General features: G+C 70.2%; 18 protein-coding genes. 7 read left to right on the top strand and 11 right to left on the bottom strand.

The features are described from left to right. Positions 1–39: 39 nt before the first annotated feature. From rsmG to H0524_RS07400, 4 genes are all read left to right on the top strand, one after another. The gene (gene rsmG, locus H0524_RS07415; protein ID WP_218941612.1) at positions 40–789 is read left to right on the top strand and encodes a 16S rRNA (guanine(527)-N(7))-methyltransferase RsmG; all 750 of its coding nucleotides are present in this window, start codon (positions 40–42) and stop codon (positions 787–789) included. A gap of 290 nt (positions 790–1,079) precedes the next feature. Beyond that, entirely contained in the window at positions 1,080–2,381 is a 1,302-nt protein-coding gene (locus H0524_RS07410) for a ParA family protein (protein WP_309225036.1), read from the top strand. A 27-nt stretch (positions 2,382–2,408) separates the two neighbouring features. After that, positions 2,409–3,401 (top strand): ParB/RepB/Spo0J family partition protein, encoded by a 993-nt coding sequence (locus tag H0524_RS07405; RefSeq protein ID WP_180197972.1) that lies wholly within the window; start codon positions 2,409–2,411, stop codon positions 3,399–3,401. Between the two features lie 817 nt (positions 3,402–4,218). After that, entirely contained in the window at positions 4,219–5,157 is a 939-nt protein-coding gene (locus H0524_RS07400; protein ID WP_218941554.1) for a hypothetical protein, read from the top strand. Positions 5,158–5,190: 33 nt separating this feature from the next. Here the strand turns inward: H0524_RS07400 and H0524_RS07395 are convergent, their stop codons facing one another. Then, entirely contained in the window at positions 5,191–6,171 is a 981-nt protein-coding gene (locus tag H0524_RS07395; RefSeq protein ID WP_180197971.1) for a D-alanine--D-alanine ligase, read from the bottom strand. A gap of 7 nt (positions 6,172–6,178) precedes the next feature. Then, entirely contained in the window at positions 6,179–7,492 is a 1,314-nt protein-coding gene (locus H0524_RS07390) for a PLP-dependent aminotransferase family protein (RefSeq protein ID WP_180197970.1), read from the bottom strand. A 130-nt stretch (positions 7,493–7,622) separates the two neighbouring features. Between H0524_RS07390 and H0524_RS07385 the strand changes: the two genes are divergently transcribed. Further along, positions 7,623–8,288 carry a GNAT family N-acetyltransferase gene (locus H0524_RS07385; RefSeq protein WP_180197969.1) on the top strand — a complete coding sequence of 222 codons (666 nt, stop codon included), beginning with the start codon at positions 7,623–7,625 and terminating at the stop codon, positions 8,286–8,288. Positions 8,289–8,364: 76 nt separating this feature from the next. Here H0524_RS07385 and H0524_RS07380 read toward each other — a convergent pair whose 3' ends face one another. The 7 genes from H0524_RS07380 to murJ form a co-directional block, all read right to left on the bottom strand. Continuing rightward, entirely contained in the window at positions 8,365–9,543 is a 1,179-nt protein-coding gene (locus H0524_RS07380) for an N-acetylmuramoyl-L-alanine amidase (RefSeq protein ID WP_180197968.1), read from the bottom strand. A gap of 210 nt (positions 9,544–9,753) precedes the next feature. Further along, positions 9,754–10,077 (bottom strand): thioredoxin, encoded by a 324-nt coding sequence (trxA, locus tag H0524_RS07375; RefSeq protein WP_018221895.1) that lies wholly within the window; start codon positions 10,075–10,077, stop codon positions 9,754–9,756. A 34-nt stretch (positions 10,078–10,111) separates the two neighbouring features. Then, complete coding sequence (trxB, locus tag H0524_RS07370; protein ID WP_018727646.1) at positions 10,112–11,065, bottom strand: thioredoxin-disulfide reductase; 954 nt, start codon at positions 11,063–11,065, stop codon at positions 10,112–10,114. Positions 11,066–11,256: 191 nt separating this feature from the next. After that, positions 11,257–12,234, bottom strand: coding sequence for a hypothetical protein (locus tag H0524_RS07365; RefSeq protein WP_180197967.1), 978 nt, complete (start codon positions 12,232–12,234; stop codon positions 11,257–11,259). Next, positions 12,231–12,956, bottom strand: a complete 726-nt coding sequence (gene sigM / locus H0524_RS07360; RefSeq protein ID WP_180197966.1) for an RNA polymerase sigma factor SigM — start codon at positions 12,954–12,956, stop codon at positions 12,231–12,233. Before sigM ends, H0524_RS07365 begins: the two co-directional genes overlap by 4 nt. A 43-nt stretch (positions 12,957–12,999) precedes the next feature. Continuing rightward, positions 13,000–14,601 carry a protein kinase family protein gene (locus H0524_RS07355; RefSeq protein ID WP_180197965.1) on the bottom strand — a complete coding sequence of 534 codons (1,602 nt, stop codon included), beginning with the start codon at positions 14,599–14,601 and terminating at the stop codon, positions 13,000–13,002. 471 nt (positions 14,602–15,072) lie between these two features. Next, positions 15,073–16,815 carry a murein biosynthesis integral membrane protein MurJ gene (gene murJ / locus H0524_RS07350; protein WP_180198068.1) on the bottom strand — a complete coding sequence of 581 codons (1,743 nt, stop codon included), beginning with the start codon at positions 16,813–16,815 and terminating at the stop codon, positions 15,073–15,075. A gap of 144 nt (positions 16,816–16,959) precedes the next feature. Here murJ and H0524_RS07345 point away from each other — a divergent pair, with 144 nt between their 5' ends. Further along, positions 16,960–18,417 carry a CCA tRNA nucleotidyltransferase gene (locus H0524_RS07345; RefSeq protein WP_180197964.1) on the top strand — a complete coding sequence of 486 codons (1,458 nt, stop codon included), beginning with the start codon at positions 16,960–16,962 and terminating at the stop codon, positions 18,415–18,417. Between the two features lie 8 nt (positions 18,418–18,425). Here H0524_RS07345 and H0524_RS07340 read toward each other — a convergent pair whose 3' ends face one another. Continuing rightward, the gene (locus H0524_RS07340; protein ID WP_180197963.1) at positions 18,426–19,568 is read right to left on the bottom strand and encodes a hypothetical protein; all 1,143 of its coding nucleotides are present in this window, start codon (positions 19,566–19,568) and stop codon (positions 18,426–18,428) included. Then, positions 19,565–20,080 (bottom strand): SigE family RNA polymerase sigma factor, encoded by a 516-nt coding sequence (locus H0524_RS07335; RefSeq protein ID WP_180197962.1) that lies wholly within the window; start codon positions 20,078–20,080, stop codon positions 19,565–19,567. Before H0524_RS07335 ends, H0524_RS07340 begins: the two co-directional genes overlap by 4 nt. A 120-nt stretch (positions 20,081–20,200) precedes the next feature. Between H0524_RS07335 and H0524_RS07330 the strand changes: the two genes are divergently transcribed. Beyond that, positions 20,201–20,605: a hypothetical protein gene (locus H0524_RS07330; RefSeq protein WP_180197961.1), complete on the top strand. Its 405-nt coding sequence runs from the start codon at positions 20,201–20,203 to the stop codon at positions 20,603–20,605. Positions 20,606–20,645 lie beyond the last annotated feature (40 nt).

The following is a 20,645-nucleotide window of genomic DNA, read 5'->3' as shown; positions in this document are numbered from 1 at the left end:
GCGCGCGCGTCCGGCCCGGGTGGTACGCCGCCCGGGCCGTTGCCTGTCGGCGATCGCCCCGCTCGGGCCGAGGTGGATGCCACCCCACCCCCGGAACTGGCCCCCGTGGCCCGGACGCTCTTCGGTGACCGGCTGGGCCTGGCTGTTGCGTACGCGGGCCTGCTGGTGACCGACGGGGTGGTCCGGGGACTCATCGGGCCGCGGGAGGCACCGCGGATCTGGGATCGGCACCTGCTCAACTGCGCGGCGGTGGCGGAGCGGATTCCGTCGGGCGCGACGGTGCTTGACGTGGGTAGCGGTGCCGGACTGCCGGGCCTCGTGCTTGCCATCGCTCGGCCGGATCTCTCGGTCACCCTGGTCGAGCCGCTGGCCCGTCGCACCGCCTTCCTCGTCGAGGCGGTGGCGCAGCTCGACCTGGCGGCCTCGGTCCGGGTTGTCCGGGGCCGGGCCGAGGAGATCGCCTCGGGTGGTGGTGGAGTCGAGCCGCTAACCGGTGATGTGGTGACCGCTCGCGCGGTGGCCCCGCTGGATCGGCTCGCCCGGTGGTGCCTTCCGCTGGCAGTGCCAGGCGGACGGCTGGTCGCTCTCAAGGGCGCCTCGGCAGCGGAGGAGGCCGCCGAGCATGCCGTCGTCGTGGATCGGCTTGGCGGCGGTGTGCCGGAGGTGCACCACTGCGGGGCGGGCGTTGTGGAGCCACCGACGACGGTGATCGAGATCGTTCGGGAGCGGGTGGTGGCACCGCCGCGACCCAAGCCCACGAAGCGTTCCCGTGGTGGTCGGCGGCGCTGAGTCGTCGGTGGTATTTCGCATCACCTGCTCAGCGGTCTGCCGGTGTTCGGCGGATCCGGCGCGCAGCTGGGTCGTTGAAATAGGTACGGGTGGCAGGCGACCTGCAGCCCGACGTGGACCGACCACGCCCAATCCCCGTAGGCTGGCCGCGCGTCGATAATGTGGAGCGGGGGTGCCGGGTACTCGCCCGATTCCGATCGCTTCCAACGGGCCGCACGCTCGGGGTGACCATCCGAGCGACCCGTTGACAGGATGCGGACCGACCATCCGAAGCCGGGCAGGGATGATAGGTGCATGACGACGGCAGGTACGACGATCCGCGCGGGACCGGGTCTACGGGCGACCTGGTTTCACGTGAAACCGACGATCCCGGTTGGGCCACCCCCAGCCCTCCCGTCAGTCCGCCCGTCCGAACGTCGCAGGACGATACCTTCCGGCGAGCGGCGCCAGCTCCGGGACATTCCCGCCCCTCGTCGCCGGAAGTGTCGTTGAGCCGCAGTACCGGGGATAGTTCCCGGGGCGGCGATCCGCCGGCGGCCGAGCAGGCCGCGTCGGTACGGGGGAAGACAGCCGCGTCGACACGCATCGAGGTGGCTGTGCCGCAGCAGGCAACGCCGGAGCGGCCGGCCGAACCGACCAAGGCTCCGAACCTGCCCTCCGGGCAGGACGGGGTTGATGACACGCCCGTTTCACGTGAAACACCGACGCGCGAAGAGGATGACCCACCGTTGGCGATGGAAGCTATGCGCGCCGTGCAGATCCTGAACCCGAGTGGCGAGGTGACGATGCCTCGCCCAGACCGGACCCGGGTCATGTGCGTCGCGAACCAGAAGGGCGGCGTGGGAAAAACCACCACGACGGTGAACCTGGCAGTGGCGCTAGCGCTGCACGGGAACCGGGTGCTGGTGGTTGACCTCGATCCGCAGGGCAACGCGTCTACTGGACTCAACGTCCCACACCACACCGGGGTGCCGGACGTGTACGACTGCCTGATCAACGGCCTGCCCTTGGCGGATGTCGCCCAGTCGGTCGAGGGAATCCCCAGTCTGTGGTGTGTACCCGCCACGATTGACCTGGCCGGTGCCGAGATCGAACTGGTCTCTGTGGTTGCTCGGGAGTCGCGGCTGGCCCGCGCCATCACCGGCTATCCGGGCCACTTTGACTACGTCCTCATCGACTGCCCGCCGTCGCTTGGTCTGCTCACGGTGAATGCGTTGGTTGCCGCGGAGGAGGTACTCATCCCGATCCAGTGTGAGTATTACGCACTGGAGGGGTTGAACCAGCTGATCAACAACATCAACCTTGTCCGGCAGCACCTCAACCCCCGGCTGGACGTCTCCACCATCCTGCTCACGATGTACGACCGGCGTACGCGGCTGGCGGACGCTGTGGAGCAGGATGTCCGCAACCACTTCGGGAACAAGGTGCTCCAGGCGGTCATCCCGCGCAACGTCCGGGTATCCGAGGCACCCAGCTACGGCCAGTCCGTGATGACCTACGATCCCGGGTCACGGGGGGCGACGAGCTACTTCGAGGCCGCCCAGGAGATCGCCGAGCGGGGCATCAAGGCCGAGGTGAGCCGCAATGCGTAGCGCGGACAGGCCACGGGGAGGCCAGGCATGAAGAATCGTCCCAGGGGTGGGCTCGGTCGAGGGCTGGGCGCCCTCATTCCAACCGAGGCGGCGGCGCCCGGCGTGCCCGCCCCAGTCGTCAGTAACCCAGCGGTGACACCGACCGCCGGTCTGGCGGCGGTGAGTACGCCGGCACCGGCGGCCGACTCACTCAGCCCGGTACCGGGTGCTCGCTTCGCCGAAATACCGGTCGACTCGATTGTTCCCAACCCTAAGCAGCCGCGGCAGGTCTTCGACGAGGACGCCCTGGAGGAGCTGAAGGTCTCCATCCAGGAGGTCGGTTTCCTCCAGCCGATCGTTGTCCGCCAGCTCGACGACGAGAAGTTTGAACTCGTCATGGGTGAGCGCCGCTGGCGGGCCGCGCAGGCGGTTGGTCGGAGCGCCATTCCGGCGATCGTCCGGGACACCCGGGACGATTCGATGCTCCGGGACGCGTTGCTGGAGAACATCCACCGCGCCAACCTGAACCCGCTGGAAGAGGCGGCGGCGTACCAGCAACTGCTGGATGAGTTCGGCGCCACGCACGAGGAACTGGCCCGGCGGATCGGCCGGAGCCGGCCGCAGATTTCCAACACGATTCGGCTACTCAACCTCCCTGCCCAGGTGCAGCGCCGGGTCGCCGCCGGAGTGCTCTCCGCCGGCCACGCCCGAGCGCTGTTGAGCCTGGACAATCCGGAGGCGCAGGAGCGGCTCGCCCAGCGCATCGTCGCTGAGGGACTGTCGGTACGGGCAACCGAGGAGGTGGTGGCGCTCTCGCTCAGCGACGACACCAGCGAGAAGGAAGCGCCGAAGCGTCGGTCGAAGCCGCGTGCGCCAGCGATGACTGATCTCGCCGATCGGCTCTCCGACCGTTTCGACACCAGGGTCAAGGTCGACATCGGCCGGAGTAAGGGAAAGATCACGATCGAGTTCGGCAGTGTGGACGACCTGGATCGGATCGTCGACATCATTGGGGTCGACCGGGAGCAGCCCGAGGACTGACCGAAGACCCGACTCGCGTCCGTTGAGCACCGCCCCCGTTTCACGTGAAACGAGGGCGGTTGTCGTTCGACCTGGAGGGCTCGACCTGTGGATCAGTGGGGGCGACCGCCTCAGGTCGGTGCTGCGCCTGATCCGTTGCCTCAGCCACTCCCCTCTGCCCGCCCGTCCGCCCGTCCGTCCGCCCGTCCGCCCGCCCGCCCGCCCGTGCTCGCTTGGCCACTCGAGCCGATCCGCTCACGCGGATCTACCGGCTCGGAAGTGCCTGTCGGGCGACTGTTCCCCGTACCTCATGTCGGTTCGCGACCGAGTGCGCCTACCCACTGGCCCCCGCGACTCTGACCGCCGATGTCGGCGTCGGGTGTTGTAGAAGTCTCGTCCCCAACGTTATCCACAGCAGTTGTCCACAGGTGGTGCTGTTTCACGTGAAACAGCGCCTCAACCGCGGTGTTGACCTGTGGAAGATGGCTGTGGATAACCTCCTACCTCCTGTGGATAACGTTGGAGGCGGGTGGACGGCGGTTGAGTCGATCCGACGGATCGACGGTCGAAGGAGGTGGGGACAGCCGTCCCGGAAACAGCTAGGGTCACCCTCGTGCCCGACACCCCTCCCTCAGTGCCGAACTTCACCCAATGGCCCTCCTTCCCCTTTGAGGGCGATCTCCGCGTCAAACAACTTGATGATCCGGTCGCTGCCGAGCCACCCCGTCGCGGCGAAGGCGACCGGGAATGCACCGCTTGTGGCGCCCCCGATGAGGCGTACATCTGGGTTGGCGAGCGGTGGCGGGTCCGTGCGATGGATAGACCTACCGGGCTTCCGATGGTGTTGATCCTTGAGTCCCGCTCGCACTTGGATCTAGGTGACCTACCGAATCTGCTCGCGGCCGAGCTCGGTGTGCTGACGGTCCGGCTGGAGCGCGCCATCCGCTCCCTCGATGGCGTGTCGCGGGTGCATGTGAACCGCTGGGGCGACGGATCCGCGCACCTACACCTCTGGTTTCTCGCCCGGCCGTACGGTCAGCTCCAGCTCCGGGGGACCTTCCTGCCTCTGTGGGATTCGATTCTGCCGCCGATCCCCGAGTCGACCTGGCGGGAGAATCTCGCCCTCGTCGCCGCCTGGTTGGCGGATTTCGGTGGACGCCAACTGGCCGAACCGCCTCGAATCCAGTGGCAGGCGCCGGCCAGTTTCGGGGCGGTAGGGGCCACGGAGGCGGTAGAGACCACGGAGGCGGTAGCGGGCACGGAGGCCGTGGAGGTGGTAGCGGGCACGGAGGCCGTGGAGACCGGGGAGACAGCCGTGGACGCAGAGAGCTCGGCATCCGTGACCAGGCAGCAGAACGCGACAGGTAGCGGCGGTACGGCGGGGCGTGCCGGTGCGGCGGGCGGGGAGACCGACGGAGAGAGCTACCGGGAGACCGGCGGGACGAGTGACCGGGAGACCGACCGGAAGACCGGCGGGGAGACCGACCGAGAGACTGACGGAGAGCCCGGGAGTGTGACGGCTAGCGCCGGCGCTGACGTTCCGGCGGGCGGCACTGATGCTGGTGTTGGCGCTCCCGAGAGTGAATCTTCCTCGTCCCTGCTCGCTGAGGATCCGGGATCTCCGGCGGAGGGTACGGAAGCCCCGGACCGCACCGCGAGCGAGGCCGGGTCGGGCGGCGGGGTCGTCGAGGACCTGGTGGGCCGCACTGACTCCGGTGCACGGAAAGCCGATGATGCTCCGCCACTGCCATCGGCACCGAACGCGGTCCCGTCCTGACGGGTCCCGCCAACGCGACCGCGCTGCGCCGGCTCAGGCTGCCCGGGAGGCGGCCTGGGAAACCAGGGTCCCGATCATCCGACCGAAGTCGAGACCGGCGGCCTGGGCCGCGAGCGGTAGCAGCGAGGTTTCCGTCATGCCGGGAGCGACATTCACCCCGAGTACGTGCGGCTGACCGTCGGCATCAATGATCAGGTCGACCCGGCTGAGGTCGCGCAACCCGAGCGCGGTGTGGGCGGCGACGGCGAGCTCGGCGACCGCCTCGGCCACCTCGGTGGCCAGTCGGGCCGGTGTGTGCCATGTGGTACGGCCGGCCGTGTACCGGGCGGCGTAGTCGTAGACGCCGTTTCGGGGCACGATCTCCACCGCCGGCAGGGCCTGCGGTCCTGCACCGAGGTCGATCACGGACACTGCCACGTCTGTCCCGGGTAGGTAGCGTTCGACGAGGGCGGTGGAGTCGTACGCGAAACAACCGACCATCGCGGCGGGGAGGGCGGCGCTGTCCCGAACCACGGCGGCGCCCAGGCCCGAGCCACCCTGTGCGGGCTTCACCATCAGCGGGAGGCTCAGCCGATCAACGATGCGGTCCAGCACCGCCACCGCACCAAGTTCGGAGAAACGGTCATGGGGTAGGGCTACCCAGTCCGGGGTGGGGATGTGCGCCTCTCGAAGCACGGTCTTGGCCGAGGGTTTGTCCCAGGCACGGCGGGACGCGCGGGCGTCGCAACCGACGTACGGGACGTCGCAGAGGTCCAGCACGCCGCGGAGGGAACCGTCCTCGCCGGTGGCGCCGTGCAGCGCGATGACCACCGCGTCCGGCGGGTCAGCGACGAGCGCCGGCAGCAGGGCGACGTCCGCGTCGCGCAGCTCCGCCTCCACGCCCACCGCGCGTAGCGCGTCGAGGACCCGGCGGCCGGATCGCAGCGAGACGTCGCGTTCATAGGAGAGCCCGCCGGCGAGTACCAGCACGCGCAGGTCGGTCAGGACAGCGGGATCGGCAGCGGTCGTACCCATGCCCGAATCATGCCAAGTGTGGTCCGGGGGTGTCGGAACCGGCCCGCCCTCGACGAGAGCCGGGCGGGCCGACGGCGCCGAAGACCCGGCGCATGGCGATGTCCTGCTCCATCACCCCGGAGAGTCGCCGCACCCCCTCCCGGATCCGCTCGGGCGGTGGGAAGGAGAAGTTGAGGCGCATCGCGTCGTTGCCGGTGCCGTCGGCGTAGAAGCCGGTGCCGGGCACGTACGCCACCCGGGCGGCGATGGCGCGGGGCATCATCGCCTTCGAGTCCAGCCCGTCCGGCAGGGTGGCCCAGACGAAGAGGCCGCCTCCGGGCCGGGTCCACGCCGTGCCGGCCGGCATCAGGTCCGCCATGGCGGCGAGGAGCGCGTCCCGCCGTTCCCGGTAGACCTCCCGGTAGACCTTGAGCTGCTCCCGCCACGGCATGGTGCCGAGGTAGGTGGCCACGGCCGCCTGAGCGAAGCCGCTGGGGCAGAGGATCTGTGCCTCACTGGCGATGACGAGCTTGTCTCGCACCGCGTGCGGGGCGAGGATCCAGCCGACCCGCAACCCTGGCGCGAAGGTCTTCGAGAACGTGCTGAGGTAGAAGACGCCTTCGCGGCGACGAGCGCGCAGTGGGGCCGGCGCGTCGCCCTCGAAGCCAAGCTGCCCGTACGGGTCGTCCTCGATCACCAGCAGGCCGGCGCGTTCGCAGATGTCGAGGATCCGTTCCCGACGCTGCTCGGTCAGCGTCACGCCGGTCGGATTCTGGTACGTGGGGATGGTGTAGAGGAACTTGATCCGGCGCCCGGCGCGTGCCTGATCGGCGATGGCGGTCTCCAGCGCCTCCGGGATCAGCCCGTCGTTGTCCATCGGTACGTGCACGACCTGCGCCTGGGCGGCTTGGAAGACCCCGAGCGCCCCGACGTAGGTCGGGCCTTCGGCGAGTACGACATCGCCGGGGTCGAGGAAGAGGCGGGCGACCAGGTCCAGTGCCTGCTGGCCACCGACGGTGACGACGACGTCGTCGGGAGAGGCGCCGCAGGCGGCGTCGATGCCGGAGAGCGACATCACCTCGCAGATTCGCTCCCGTAGCTCCGGGGTGCCCTGGCCGATGCCGTACTGGAGGGTGGTGGTGCCGTGGTCAGCACCGAGCCGGCCCAGCATCTCGCCGACCGCGTCCAGGGGGAGAGCAGCGATGTACGGCGCACCTCCGGCGAGCGAGACCACCTCCGGCCGGTTGGCCACCGCGAATAGCGCCCGGATCTCCGAGGCGGTCATGCCTCGGACTCGTCGGGCGTAGCGGTCGGTGTAGTCGTCTAGCGTCGTGCCGGTCATGTTCCGCTGTCACCTGCCCGGTGGTCGTTTCGGGTAACACTGCCCGTGGTGTCCGGATCCGGCGTACGATCGGTGGTCGGGGGACACCGAAGGGCGGTCTTACCTCCGAGCCTACTGTGGGGATGCGCCAATGTCGCGACGTCTGGTCAGTCTGACCTTGGACACCCTGGAGGATCTGCCCCGTTCGTGCCGGCAGTGTGTCTACTGGGAGCTGGATCCGGTCTCCGCCGACCGAGCCCGCGGGGCTGGGGATCCCGGTCTGGAGAAGGAAGCTTGGGTCTCGCAGACCCTGCTGGAGTGGGGTGCCTGCGGCAAGCTGATCTACGTGGACGACATGCCCGCGGGGTTCGCGCTGTATGCCCCGCCGGCATACGTGCCGCGATCAATGGCCTTTCCGACCGCACCGGTCTCCCCCGACGCGGCGCTGTTGATGACGGCGAAGGTGGTGCCGGCCTTCGCCGGCGGCGGGCTTGGCCGGATGCTCGTGCAGGGGGTCGCCCGGGACCTGACGAAGCGCGGAATCAAGGCGATCGAGGCGTTCGGTGACGCGAAGTTCGGCGACGCCGACGACTCGGCGCGGGCCTGTGTGGCCCCGGCCGAGTACTTCCTTTCCGTGGGTTTCAAGACGGTCCGCCCGCATCCGCGCTTCCCCCGCCTGCGCCTGGAGTTGCGCACCGCACTGAGCTGGAAGTCAGACGTCGAGTACGCGTTGGAGAAGCTGCTCGGCTCGATGAGCCCGGAGAGCCTGCTCCGGCCGGTCCGGCCCACTCCGGCGACCCGGTCCAGCGCCAGCTGACCACGCGACCTGGTCCAGCATCGGCTGACCACGCGACCGGTCCAGCATCGGCTGACCGCCGCGGGTACTGCCTCGGTCAGTCGACCACTGTCCCGGCGGCCACGCTCTCAGCTGCCACCATCGCCCGCAGCTTGCTCACGTCGATCGACCCGGTGGGTACATCTTGTTCGATCGGGTAGTACATCCGCTGGATGGCGGCGACGATCGCCTCCACCACGCGGTCCCGGAACCGCGGGTCGATCAGCCGGGATCGGTCCGCTGGCGAGGTCAGGTAGCCCACCTCGACCCGGACGGCCGGCATTCGGGTCAGCCGTAGCAGGTCCCATGCCTTGGCGTGGGACCGACAGTCGCGCAGCCCGGTTCGCGCCACGATCTCCCGCTGTACGAGGCCGGCGAGGCGCTCGCCGGTGGTGGAGGTGACACCGTTGTCGGTGCCGTAGTGGTAGGTGGCCACGCCGTCGGCGGCGGGGTTGACGTGACCGTCGAGGTGCAGGGAGATGAACACGTCCGCGCTGAGCGAGTTGGCGAGGGCGGCCCGGTCAGCGTCGGGCAGGTGGTCCCGCTGTGCCGGACCCCGGGTCAGCTGCACTCGTACCCCGGCCGCGGCGAGCCGCCCCTCGAGGCGACTGGCGAGGTCGTGCACCAGGTCGGCCTCGGTCCAGTGCAGCTGCCCCTCGGGCACGGTCAAGCCCGGATCGCTGCCGCCGTGCCCCGGGTCGATGACCACCATCCGCCCGACCAGGGTTGGCCCGGACTGTCGAATGGCGTCAGATTCACGGAGCCACTGTGGGCGCCCGCCGACCACCTTACGGCCGAGGCGTCGGAGCGAGTTCACGGTGTGAGGGCCGCAGGTGCCGTCCGGTACCAGCCCCACCTCGCGTTGGAACTGGGCGAGCGCCCGGGCTGTTCGGACCCCGTAGATGGCATCCGCCCGGCCGACGTCGTAGCCCATCTCGAGGAGTCGTTCCTGGAGCGACCGGATGTCCTCACCGATGAGGGGCTCCGGTACGGAGTGGTAGAGGCTACGGGCACCCAGTCGCCAGCGGGCCGCGTCCAGGGCCTGCCACGTCTCGGTGCCGACTCGGCCGTCCACGCTCAGCCCACGGGACTGTTGGAAGGCGCGGACCGCACGTTCGGTGCGGGCGTCGAACTCGTCGCTGTCTGGTGCTGCCGGGACGAGCAGGTCGAGGTCGGCCAGCACCTTACGGATCTCGGTGACCGCCGGTCCACGGTCGCCGGGTCGGATCGGACGCACGCTCGACCCCCTTTTGCACGGACGCTGGCTGGCCGGATGCCCCGGCGAGGCCGCCGGCGGCCCTGTTCCGGTGGCCCCACAGACGACCTGCGGTGTTGTCTCTGGGATTGAGGTTAGGCGCTCGCCGGGCCTGAGGTGTGGCGGCCGGAAAAAGACCTGCCCCCGCACCCGGTGGAGCGGATGCGGGGGCAGGTCTGCGTCGGGTGCTGGTCAGAGCGCGGACTGGATGAGCTTGACCAGCTCCCCCTTGGGCTTGGCTCCGGCGATCGACTGCACTGGCTTGCCGTCTTTGAACACGGTGAGCGTCGGCACCGACATGACCCGGTAGTTACGGGCGGTCTCCGGGTTGTCGTCGATGTTGAGCTTGACGATGCTGACCTGATCGCCCATCTCACCGGCGATCTCTTCGAGCAGTGGCGACACCTTCCGGCACGGCCCGCACCACTCCGCCCAGAAGTCCACCAGAACCGGCTTGTCGGACTGCAGTACCTCGGTGGTGAAGCTGGCGTCAGTGACCGACTTGGTTGCTCCCACTACGTTCCCTCCTCGGGGGATGTGTTTCGGAATTTCAGCCCTGGATCGTGGCGATGAAGCGCTCGGCGTCCAGGGCGGCGGCGCAGCCCGTACCGGCGGCGGTGATGGCCTGCCGGTAGGTGTGGTCCACCAGATCACCGGCGGCGAACACCCCCGGGATGCTGGTCTTGGTGCTGGGCGCGTCCACCTTCACATACCCCTCGTCGTCCAGGTCCACCTGGCCGCGGAAGAGCTCGCTGCGGGGGTCGTGGCCGATCGCCACGAACACGCCGGTCACGTCAAGCACCCGGGAATCACCGGTGTGCACGTTGCGGAGTCGGACGCCGGAAACCTTGCCGTCGGCGCCGAGGATCTCCTCCACCGCAGCGTTCCACTCGACCTTGATCTTGTCGTTGCTCAGTGCACGGTCGGCCATGATCTTGCTGGCCCGGAACGTGTCCCGGCGGTGGACGATCGTGACCGACTCGGCGAAGCGGGTCAGGAAGGTGGCCTCCTCCATCGCCGAGTCACCACCGCCCACCACGATGATGTGCTGGTTCCGGAAGAAGAAGCCGTCGCAGGTGGCGCAGGACGACACGCCGTGGCCGAGGTACTCCTGCTCACCCGGCACACCCAGCGGGCGCCAGGCCGAGCCGGTGGCGAGGACGACAGCCTTCGCCCGATAGCTGGTCTCCCCCACCCAGACGGTGCTGACCGCGTCTGAGCCGACCTCGCCGGTGTTGTTGAGCTCAACCCGGGTGACATCGTCGGTCAGGAACTCGGCACCGAAGCGCTCGGCCTGCTTGCGCATGTTGTCCATCAGCTCGGGACCGAGAATGCCGTCGGCGAACCCCGGGAAGTTCTCCACCTCGGTCGTCGTCATCAACGCGCCGCCGGACTGCGCCCCCTCGATGACCAGTGGCGCGAGGTTCGCGCGCGCGGCGTAGACCGCCGCCGTGTATCCGGCTGGCCCGGAGCCGATGATGATCAGGTTGCGGACGTCGTCCACTGCCGTCTCCCGATTCGTCTGTGTGTTCGCCGACGGCGCGCACCGACGGCGAGTCGGTGCCGACACCCCTGAATCAGGCGTCGGCAGCTGATGTAGAGAACGCCATCGTACGAACCGGGAATTCCCGAGCTGGTCATCCGGTGGGTCAGCTCACGTCACGGCAGCACACCCCCACGACGGGTCGTGGGGTTCTACCCTACCCGCGTACGGTACCGGGTGTCTGCGCCCGACCCGGGCACACCGCACTCGGGCCCGCTGACCCAGGCCCAGCGGGCACCAGTCGCATCGGCGAACCGGACGACCAGCGCCGGTTGGCCCTCGAAGCGGGCATAGTCCACCACCTCGACCGCCAATCCGCCGGTGTCGTGCTCGACGCCGATCTCGGCCAGGCAGGTTTCGAGCGCGCCCGGATCCATCAGCCGATCGAGCCCGATCAACCCCGCCGTCCGGTCGCCCTGGATCCCCACGCCGGAGGGCTCGGACTCGGCGGTGCCCACGCCGGACGGCTCCGACCCGGCGGTGCCCTCGCCGGAGTACTGCTGCGGCGACGAGACCGGAGCCGCCAAGTCCTCCCGCTGGTAGTCCGTACCGGTCCGGATCGGCGGCGCGGTGGTGCGTACCATCCCGGCGACGGTCTGCTCGGGAGTGCCGGTGCTCGATTCCGGAGCGTCCGTCCCCCGGCCGAGTTGGTCCAGGCCGAGCAGCCCGACAGCGGCCACCGCTACCGCGGCGAGCGCGACGGGAGCACCGACTCGCTGCCACCGCCGGCGCCGTCGGCCGGGGCCGGCGGTGGCCGGTTGCGGAACGCCGCCGGGGCGCCGTGACCCAGCGTGGGGCTGAGCCGGCACTACCGAAGGGCGCGCTGCCCTGCCGGCCGGCACGCCCTCGGCCGTCATGTCCTCGGCTGTCGGCTCAGCGTCGGTCGCCGCCAGCGCGGCGCGAATCTGATCCGCCACGGTCGCGGGCATCTCCTCCGCCGTCCGGTAGGCGAGCAGGGCGGCGTGGACCTCCGCGACCGCCGGCGCGAGCCGGGCGTAGGCGTCCGCCCAGGCCTCGTCTCGCTCGACCAGGCGGGCGACGGTCATCTCGTCGGTAGTACCCGTGAGTGCCCCACCGACGTAGTCGGCGAGTAGCTCGTGGTCGACCTCCCGGAACCCCCCGGTCGTCACAGCTCCTCCTGGTTGGCTTCGCGCCGGGGTCGCCCCGACACCGATCGGACGCCACCGCGCGGCTGCTGGTTCCGTCCTGTGACGGCTGGCATGCCTCCCTCCAGGAGTGGCTCCTCCGGTGCCGCCCGGAGATAGCCGAGCGCCGCTGCCAGCCGGGCCCGGCCCCGGGCGCACCGGCTCTTCACCGTCCCCTCAGCTACCTCAAGGATGCGGGCAACCTCGGCTACCGGGTAGCCCTGTACATCAACCAGGATCAGCGCGGCACGCTGCTCGACCGGTAGCGCGGCCAGCGCCTCCCGGACCACCAGAGCAGTGTCGTGGTCGGGCGCGGGAGCGGCCGGTTCGGTGGCACCGGCCACGTCGCGTACGCCATCGGGCAGTGGCACCGTCGGATGAGCCTGGCGGCGTCGGATCCGGTCCAGGCAGGCGTTGACCACGATCCGGTGCAGCCAGGTGGTCACCGCCGAGTCACCCCGGAACCGCCCGGCGGCCCGATGGGCAGAGAGCAGCGCGTCCTGCAGCGCGTCAGCCGCCTCCTCCCGGTCACCGAGGGTGCGCAGCGCCACCGCCCAGAGCCGGTCCCGGTGCCGGCGCAGCAGCTCGGCGAAGGCGTCCCGATCGCCAGCGACATGCGCGCGCAGCAGCTCGAGATCGGCGGAGGGAGCGGTTGCCGGGGGGCTGTCGTCTCCCACCGGCCGCTCGGTTGACCCGTTCGGCGCCATCACCACGTCCGGCGGAGACAGTGCCGGGGACGCGGTGAGCGGATCACGAGACCTTGATCTCCTGAATGCCGACCTTGTAGCCGCCGTCACTCGGCGGCAGCTCGGTTAGCCAGACGAGCAGGTACTGGTATTCCGTGTCCGCATCGAACGCGTCGAAGGTCATCGTCGTGCCGGCGTCTTCCTTGGCCGGCCCGATCGGACTCTGCTCGTACTCCTCGAAGAGCGCGTTGTCGCCCGCGCTTGACGAGGGGTGCTCGTTGGTGCCCGTGTACAACCGGGCCGACGCGCCTCGGGCCGAGAGTTGGACCTGCAGAGACTTGACGTTGCGGGGTTCACCGAGGTCGAGCCAGATGCCCATACCGCGCTTGATCTTGCCGAAATCCGGGTGCCCCCGGTAGGTCTGGGTCTCCCAGCCCTCATCCAGGCTGCCGTCGAACACCTTCTCGGCGTCGCGGACCTCGGCGCGGTCCCCACTGTCCGGGTCAATGACCTTCGCAGCGCTGATTTTCGGCGGTTCGGCCGCTGCGGAGTCGGGTGGATCCTCACCAGCCGTCGTGGTGGGAGAAGGGCTGGCAGCTGTCGCCGGGTTCCGGTCGCCGTCCTCGCCTCGGCTGAGCGCGATGATGCCGATCAGGAGGCCGACGAGCGCGACGGCGAGGAGGCTGGCGATCCCGACGGTGAACTTGCGCCCACCCGCCGCGGCCAGCGGTGACGGCTCGTCCCCGGTCTCGGCGGTGAACCGCAGCGGGCCGCTGTCTTCCAGCAGGTGTTCATCGACCGGGACGTCCAGCCGGGCCAACTCCGCGGCGAGGACATCCGACGGTGGGGGCGGGAGCGAGCCGTCCAGCAGATCCATGGTGAGGTCGTCCAGGTATGCCGGAACCCCGGCCCGGACCTGGCGCGGCGCGGCGAGCGCACCCCCCGGACCCCGGACCGCGTCCGGGGTCGCCGCCCGTCCGTGTCCGGCGGTGGCGCCGTGTAGCGGGACCTCGGCGTGGGGCCAGTGGCCGGTCAATGCGAAGTAGAGGACGCCGCCGACCGCCCGAAGGTCGCTGGCCTGGCTGTCGGCCCCGTCGGTACGCGCGTCCGCCAACACCACCCGGCCGTCATCACTGATCATGATCGTGCCGGGGTGGACGTTGCCGTGCACCATTCCGGTGGCGTGCACGGCGGCCAGGGCGCTTGCGACGGCGTTGCCGACGGCGGTCGCCCGCGCTGGGTCCAGCGCCCCCGCGGCCACGAGTTCCCGCAGCGACTGTCCGTCGACCCACTCGCGGACCACATATGCCCGCTCGCCCTCGTCGATCGCGTCGTAGACACCGACCAGGTTGGGGTGGATGACCCGGCTGGCGGCGACGGCGGCTTGGAGCATTTCGGTGGCGGAGTCGCCGCCCGGGTAGCGCAGCACCACGGCGACGGGACGGCGCAACACGACATCGACCCCACGCCAGAGCAGCCGGCCAGCGCTGTCGTTGTTGATGTGCTCGACGAGCTCGTACCGCTCGGCGAGCACATCACCGGCGATCGGAGCACCGAAGGTCATGACCGGCGGAGCGTTCTCGTCCGCATCCTGACCCCCGCCGACCTGGGTCACCCGTCCTCCCTCGGTGATCGTGTCGATCGATGGACCCGTGTTGCTGGGCATTGTGGCTTCCGCTCTGCCTTCCACGAACCGGCCAGCTGTTGTCGGCGCCTGCGCCGACAACAGCCGCACCCGTCGAGAGCGACCTTACCTGGGTTCCCCGCCTTCCCCAGCATGTCATCTTCCCGTCGCACCAACAGCGGCTGCCGGGATCGGGTGGCTTGTCCGGTTTTGGCGGTTGTTGGCGGTGTTACTCGCGCATGTACTAGCCAATCTAGAGGTTGACCGCTAGTAGTTGCCGCAGGGGCTGGGGTCAGGTGGCGGGGCACCCGGGCCAGATTCCCGGGCCAGCACCGGACATGCCTCCCCGCCCGGCGGGTTATCCACAGGCTGACGCGGCGATGGCGCGGCATAGCGGAAGTTATCCACAGCCGTATCCCCAGATTGGTGATCCTCGTTCACGCAGAGTGCACTCCCGCCGGACGGGCAGATCCGATCGTCCACGCCCCCCGATAACCGGTCAGAACGGGACGCTCAGTGACCGAGCCGGCGGCGGACCATCGTGACCACCTCGGTGACCTCCCCGATCCGGAGCAGCATCGCGAGCCCGAGGTAGCTGAGACCGATCGCCGCCCCACCGATCAGCAGCTGGACAGCCGCCGCGAACCAGCCGAGCTCCTCCGGCCGGCCCGGCAGCAGGCGGACCACCAGGAGACCGACCAGCGCCGCTCCGAGCGCGGCGACCAGCACCTTGCCCACCGTACGCATGATCCCGCCCAGCCCGATCCGGCCGACCCGGGGCCGCAGCAGCAGCGCGGACAGCACCACCGCCGCCAGGTACGAGATCGCGTTGCCGAGCATCATGCCGGCCGCCGCGAAGGTGGCGGGAAGGACGACGTAGAGCCCGACCTGGAGCAGCACCCGCAGCGCCACCACCGGGATGTTGGCCAGCGCGGGCGTACGGGTGTCCGGCAGTGCGTAGAACGCGAACGTGAGGAGCTGGCTGACCGCGAAGGGCACCAGGCCGATCGCGGCGACCAGCAGCACGGTGGCGGTGGCGGTGGCGTTCTCCCCGGTGAACGCGCCGTACCGGAACACCACCACGGAGATCGGCGCGGCCAGCACGGCGTAGCAGACCGCCACCGGGGCGAGTACGGCCGTGACCATCCGGGTGCCCCGGGACAGGTCGGCGGTGAGGTCGGTGAAACGGCCGTCCGCCGCGGCGGCGCTCATCCGGGGCATCAGCGCAGTGATGATCGAGACCGCGATGACGCCGTGCGCCATCATCAGCAGCAGGAAGACGTTGTTGTAGATCAGCAGGCCGGCGTCGTCCTCGCCGGCGACCCGGGTGAGCAGGTTGACCACCACGAAGAGCCCGAGCTGGTTGACCGCGACGTAGCAGAACATCCAGGCGCCGAGCCGGGCCAACTCCCGCAGCCCCAAGGCGCGGAAGTCGAAGCGCAGCTTCCACCGGAAGCCGACCTTGCGTAACGCCGGCAGCAGACCCGCGGCCTGCACCGCCACCCCGAGCAGGGTGCCGCCGCCGACCAGCAGGATCCGGTCCGTTCCGACCTGGCCCGGCTGGAGCGGCTGTGCGCCGTAGACCCAGATGTAGAGGCCGAAGATGCCGATGGCCACCAGGTTGTTCAGGATCGGCGCCCACATCGGGGCGGCGAAGTGCCCGCGCGTGTTCAGCACGGCGGCGATCAGCGCGCTGATGCCGGTGAAGAACAACATCGGCAGCATCAGGTACGACAGGTTGGTGACCAGGCCCCGGTAGTCCTCGTCCTTGCCGCCGGCGTAGATGCCGGTCAGCACCGGAGCCAGGACCACCGCGATCAGGGCGGCGGCGGCGAGCGCCACCACCGCCAGGGTGAGCAGCCGCTGGGCGTACGCCTCGCCCCGGTCCGGGTCGGCCTTGCGTCGCCGGACCAGCACCGGCACCAGCACGCTGGTGAGCACTCCGCCGAGCAGGAACTCGTACACCTGGTTCGGAAGGAAGATCGCCGTGGTGTACGCGTTACCGACCAGGTTGCCCAGGGCCGCGCCGATCATCAGGTTCCGGATGAAACCCGTACCCCGACTGACCAGGCTGCCCGCGGCCATCACCAGGCTGTTCGCCGCGGCACTCCCCTCGGCCACCGCCTCATCCGGGGGTGCGACTGCCTCGGCGGCCGGCTGGTTCAGCGGCTCGGCCGAGATGAAGATCGCGTCGTCACCCGTCGGTCGGCCACCGCCGCCCAGCGCGTTCGCGCTGCGGTAGAGCCGGCCGCTCATCGTTGTCGCCTCCAGGGTCCGGTCGGTGCCCGGCACCGACCATGGGTCCGCGGGCGAGGGCCTCGACACAGACTAGTCGTCGGCCCGGCGTCATCCGCGCCCGGCGGATGCCGGGCCCGGTCGGACCGATAGGCTGGCCCTCCCATGTCCGATTCCGCACCGCACGCCGCCGACCGCCGCGAACTCACCGCCGCGCAGCGCACCGCCGTAGCCGAACTGCTCCGGGTCTCACCGGTCGCCGACGAGTTGGGCCGCCGCTTCGCGAGCGCCGGTCACGAACTGCACCTGGTCGGCGGATCGGTCCGCGACGCGCTGCTCGGCCGCCTCGGCGACGACCTGGACTTCTGCACCGACGCGCAGCCGGACGAGACGCTGCGGATCGTGCGTGGTTGGGCCGAGGCGATCTGGGAGACCGGGCGGGAGTTCGGCACCATCGGCGTGCAGCGCGACGGTCTGCGGCTGGAGATCACGACCTTCCGCGCGGAGGTGTACGACCAGGTCAGCCGCAACCCGGCGGTGCAGTACGGCACGAGCCTCGCCGAGGACCTGAAGCGGCGGGACTTCACCGTCAACGCGATGGCGGTCAGCCTGCCCGAGCATCACTTCACCGACCCGCACGGCGGGTTGGCGGATCTCGCGGCCAAGGTGGTCCGTACCCCGGCGGCGCCGGAGGAGTCGTTCCGCGACGACCCGCTGCGGATGCTGCGGGCGGCCCGGTTCGCCGCCCAGCTGCGGTTCGCCGTACACCCGGACGTCCGGGCGGCGATGGTACGGATGGCCGCCGACCTGGATCGGATCACGGCGGAGCGGATCCGGGACGAGTTCACCAAGCTGCTCTGCGGCGCCGACCCGGTCGCCGGCCTGCGGCTGCTGGTCGACACCGGGCTGGCCGAGCGGTTCCTGCCCGAGCTGACCGGGCTCAAGCTGGAGATCGACGAGCACGCCCAGCACAAGGACGTGTACGAGCACACGCTGACCGTGGTGCGCAACGCCGTCTCGTACGAGGAGGACGGCTGCGACTTCATCCTCCGGATGGCCGCGCTCATGCACGATGTCGGCAAGCCGGCGACGAAGGCGGTCGGGTCGGACGGTCGGGTCAGCTTCCACCACCACGAGGTGGTCGGCGCCCGGCTGACCAAGGCCCGGATGAAGGCGCTGCGCTTCCCCCGGGAGACCACCACCAAGGTCACCGCGCTGGTCGCGCTGCACCTGCGGTTCTACGGGTACGGCCGGGGCGAGTGGACCGACTCGGCGGTGCGCCGGTACGTGACTGACGCCGGTGACCTACTGGCGCGGCTACACAAGCTGACCCGCTCCGACTGCACCACCCGCAACCGGCGCAAGGCCGCCGGGCTCGCCGCCGACTACGACGCGCTGGAGGAGCGGATCGCCCGGCTCGCGGCCGAGGAGGACCTGGCCCGGGTCCGCCCCGACCTGGACGGCAACGCCATCATGGAGCTGCTCGGCGTACCGCCGGGCCCGGTCGTCGGGCAGGCCTGGAAACACCTTAAGGAGGTACGGCTGGAGCGGGGCCCGCTGGGGCGGGACGAGGCCGAGGCCGAGCTGCTGCGCTGGTCCCGCGAGCAGGGAATCGTCGAGTAGCCCGCTGGTCAACGGGGCGCCACCAGAACAATCGGGCGCTGTCCGACCTCGCCCGGAAGGGTCTGCCGGACGAGTTCCCGACCGTCCAGGTCGGTCAGCACCATCTCCCCGGTCCCCCTGTCCTGGTACAGCAACTGGTTGTCGGGGCCCCACGCCGCCTCCGCGCTCGCCGTCGGCCCGAGCACGCGTCCGGTGGCCACCTCGACGATCTCCGGCCCTTGCGGGCCCTTGACCACCACCCGCTGGCCGTCCGGCGACCAGGACCACGGTCCGGTGGGGTCCCCCTTGATCGGGAGGAACCTGGTGGGACGACCGTCGTCGGGGGAGAAGAGCTGCACCCCCCGCCGGATGTGCGGTGCCGCCTCGGAGCGGGGTGCGGTGGGGTCGGTCTGTTGCCACACCACCTCCCGGCCGTCCCGGGTCCAGGTGAAGTAGCAGGAGTCGGTGCAGAAGTACCTCTCGGTGTCCACCGGGAACGTCTGCCATTCCCCGACGGCACTCAGCACGCCGAGGGCGCTGCCTCCGCTCGCCTTGTCAAAGATGGTCAGGGCGATTCGGCTGCCGTCGGGTGACCACTGCGGCATCGAGGTGTGCTGACCGGTACGCACCCAGTTGACCGCACCGCTGTCCAGGTCGAGCAACCCGAACTCGCCCGGCTGGTCGTAGTCCACCACCCCGGCTACCGCACCGCTGGGCGAGGCCCAGATCTCGTCGTACTGGTCGGTGCTGACGTACTGGTCCTGGGTGCGGTCCAACGCGTACCCCTGCTGGATGATGCGCTCGCCGTCCGGCGTGTAGGACATGCCGGTTGGCGTGGCACCGACCAGTAGCCACCCGCCGGGCAGCGGCAGGGGCTGCTGGGTCCAGTCTCCGGTGGGTGCCGGTATCCGGGATGGGTTCGGTGCCGCCGAGCTCGACGGCGGAACCCAGGCGGCCGGGCCGGGCCCGGGGGCGGTTGGCCGGAGCCAGACGAAGGGAGCGGCCAGGGCGACCAGTGTCGCCAGCGCGCCACCGGTCACCGCCAGTCGCCGTCGGTGCCGCAGCCGTCGGCCCCGGCTTCGCGCGGCGTCGGCGAGGCTGGTGGTCGGGCGGGCCTCGTCGGCAAGCTCTCGCAGGGCGGTCCGTAGGTCCTGTTCGGTTGGTCCGTTCATCTCCGCTCCTCGGTGCGGTGCCCGTCGAGTGCGGGAACCAGTTGCCGCAGCCGGGCCAGCGCCCGGGAGGTCTGACTGGCGACCGTGCCGGCCCGGCAGCCGAGCAGCTCGGCGGTCTGCTCGACACTCAGGTCTTCCAGGTAGCGCAGGGTCAGTACCGCGCGTTGCCGTGGTGGCAGCGCCAGCAGCGCCTCGCGCAGCAGCAGCCGCAGGTCAACCTCGTGCCCGCGGTCGGGTCCGCCGATCCGGTCGGGCGGCACGGCGACCGGGAACTCCGGTCGGCGGGAACGGCGCCGCCAGCCGGACACCTGGTCCCGGTAGAGGATCTGGCGTACGTACGGCTCGGGCTCTCCCCGGATCCGGGGCCAGCGGGCGTACGCCTTGGCCAGCGCGGTCTGGAGCAGGTCCTCGGCGCCGTGCTGACTGCCGGCGAGGGCGTAGGCGGCCCGCAGTAGAACACCACCGCGTTCGTTGACGAACGCGGTGAACTCCCCGTCGATGCGTTCGGACACCGGTCACCTCCCACATCTCTGACGCCGGCGACCGCTGAGAGCTTGCCTGCCGGGCGAATCTAGATGTTGACAAGATTCGGGCGGAGGTGCATCTTTACATTGACTAATTGGAGGTGCCCGATGTCCCCGTCTACCCTCAACATCGCCGGAATCCTGCTGATCACCGTCGCGACGATCGCGTTCGGCGGACTGGCCCTGCTCCGGCACCTCGCCGGGCGCACCGCCGGTTACCTGGACAACCCGGTCCGCCGGGGCCTCTGGACCGCCGGGCACGCGCATGCCGGGGTGCTGGTCCTCTTCGCCCTCGTGGCCCTCCCCTACATCGAACAGGCCGACGCGGGCAGCGGCACCCGTACGTTGATCCGGCTGCTCTTCGTCGCCGCCCCGATCCTGATGCCGCTCGGCTTCTTCCTCTCGGTGGTCCGGCCCCGGGACACCAAGCCCAACAAACTCATCTGGCTCACCGTCGCCGGCGGCGCCAGCCTCACCGCCGGCACCCTGCTGCTCGGGGTGAACCTCCTCTGAGCCCGGTAGTCGTGGTGTGCGGGTGCCGGGCGGTGCCCGG

This window comes from Salinispora sp. H7-4, from assembly GCF_013416675.1.
Classification (GTDB): Bacteria; Actinomycetota; Actinomycetes; order Mycobacteriales; family Micromonosporaceae; genus Micromonospora; species Micromonospora vitiensis.
This window is presented reverse-complemented; position numbering and strand designations above follow the sequence as displayed.